Origin of the sequence: Mesorhizobium sp. B2-1-3 (assembly GCF_006442495.1) — a bacterium.
GTDB lineage: Bacteria > Pseudomonadota > Alphaproteobacteria > Rhizobiales > Rhizobiaceae > Mesorhizobium.
Window position 1 is genome coordinate 1 of the sequence record NZ_VFWL01000038.1, and the last position, 2,206, is coordinate 2,206.

The 2,206-nt window shown below is 65.5% G+C and carries 2 protein-coding genes and 1 pseudogene; all 3 read left to right on the top strand.

The genetic code is table 11. The annotated features are described in order from the left end of the window. Window positions 1-228 (top strand): annotated as a pseudogene (locus tag FJ973_RS30690) (molybdate ABC transporter permease subunit); the annotation flags it as partial. Beyond that, window positions 221-1,105 carry a sulfate ABC transporter permease subunit CysW gene (cysW, locus tag FJ973_RS30695; protein WP_140558915.1) on the top strand — a complete coding sequence of 295 codons (885 nt, stop codon included), beginning with the start codon at window positions 221-223 and terminating at the stop codon, window positions 1,103-1,105. The pseudogene FJ973_RS30690 and the gene cysW, both read left to right, overlap by 8 nt. Before the next feature lie 127 nt (window positions 1,106-1,232). Next, on the top strand, window positions 1,233-2,206 hold a 974-nt coding region (locus FJ973_RS30700; protein WP_140558916.1), incomplete at its 3' end, for a sulfate/molybdate ABC transporter ATP-binding protein.

Here is a 2,206-nt window from a genome sequence, read left to right on the forward strand (position 1 = left end):
TTCGCGCTGGCCTTCGCGCGCGGCGTCGGCGAATACGGCTCGGTCATCTTCATCGCCGGCAACCTGCCCTACAAGTCCGAGATCGCGCCGCTTTTGATCGTCATCCGGCTGGAGGAGTACAATTACCCGGCGGCGACCGCCATCGCCGCGATCATGCTGGCCTTGTCGTTCCTGATGCTGCTCATCGTCAACCTGGCGCAGACATGGAGCCGCAAGCGCTATGGCTGATCCGGAGATCAAATCCTACGAGCCGCATCACGACAGCCGCTCGGCGGCGGTGACCGAAAGCCGCCCGGCGCAGGCCGTGCTGATGGCGATCGCCTTCGCCTTCCTCGGCATCTTCCTGCTGTTGCCGCTGATCATCGTCTTCAACGAAGCCTTCGCCAAGGGCGTCGGCGCCTACGCGCAAGCGCTTGCCCATTCCGACACGCGCTCGGCGATCCGGCTGACGCTGCTGGTGGCGGCGATCTCGGTGCCGCTCAATGTCGTCTTCGGCATCTCGGCCGCCTGGGCGATCGCCAAGTTCGAGTTCAAGGGCAAGGCCTTCCTGACCACGCTGATCGACCTGCCGTTCTCGGTCTCGCCGGTCATCTCGGGCCTGGTCTACGTGCTTCTGTTCGGCGCCCAGGGGCTGCTCGGCGCCTGGCTGAAGGCGCACGGCATCGTCATCCTGTTCGCCGTGCCCGGCATTGTGCTGGCCACCATCTTCGTCACCTTCCCCTTCGTGGCCCGCGAGCTGATCCCGCTGATGCAGGAACAGGGCAATGGCGACGAGGAGGCCGCGCTGTCGCTCGGCGCCAATGGCTGGCAGGCCTTCTGGTATGTGACGCTGCCCAACGTCAAATGGGGGCTGCTTTACGGCGTGCTCTTGTGCAATGCGCGCGCCATGGGCGAGTTCGGCGCGGTCTCGGTGGTGTCGGGCCATATACGCGGCCTGACCAACACCATGCCGCTGCATGTCGAAATCCTCTACAATGAATACAACGCCGTCGGCGCCTTTGCCGTCGCCTCGCTGCTGGCCGGCCTGGCGCTGGTGACGCTGGTCCTGAAGACACTGCTCGAGATGCGTTACGGCGCCGAGATCGCCGCGGCGCGTGGACATTGATGCATGTCGCCCAAACGTGGAAAGCGGTTTTGGGATAACGACATGCATGATCAAGGATTTTGATGTCGCCCAAAAGCGGGAACCGATTTTGGGATAACGGCATGCAGCCACTACAAAGGGACTGTTGATGGAAGTTCGCGTTGCCAATGTGCGCAAGGAGTTCGAGCGGTTTCCCGCGCTCCATGACGTGTCGCTCGACATCAAGTCGGGCGAGCTGATCGCGTTGCTGGGGCCGTCGGGCTCGGGCAAGACGACGCTGCTGCGGCTGATTGCCGGGCTGGAGCGGCCGACGCGCGGCAAGATCTTCTTCGGCGACGAGGACGCCTCGCACAAATCGATCCAGGAGCGCAATGTCGGCTTCGTCTTCCAGCACTACGCGCTGTTCCGGCACATGACGGTCTCGGACAATATCGGCTTCGGCCTCAAGGTCCGGCAGGGCTCGACGCGGCCGCCGGCGCAGGAGATCCGCCGCCGCGCCTCCGAACTGCTCGACCTGGTCCAGCTCTCGGGCCTGGAAAAGCGCTATCCGGCGCAGCTATCCGGTGGCCAGCGCCAGCGCGTCGCGCTGGCGCGCGCCATGGCGATCGAACCCAAAGTGCTTCTGCTCGACGAGCCGTTCGGCGCGCTCGATGCGCAGGTGCGCCGGGAACTGCGCCGCTGGCTGCGCGACATCCATGACGCCACCGGCCACACCACCGTCTTCGTCACCCACGACCAGGAAGAGGCGCTGGAGCTTGCCGACCGCGTCGTGGTGATGAGCCAGGGCCGCATCGAGCAGGTCGGCACCGCCGACGACATCTATGACAGGCCGAACTCGCCTTTCGTCTATGGCTTCATCGGCGAATCGAGCTCGCTTCCCGTCAAGGTCGAGAATGGCGAGGTCTGGCTCGCCGATCGCCCGATCGGGCTGTCGGCGCCGGACGCCGCCAGCGGCAATGCCAGGCTGTACTTCCGCCCGCACGACGTCGAATTGCTGAGCGGCTGCTCTGGCTGCATCGCCGGCACGGTGGTCGCCAGCCGCCGCGTCGCCGGCACCCGCCGGGTGGAACTCGAGATCGGCGGCGAACGCCAGCGCGTCGAGATCGAGCTGCCCGTCGACCA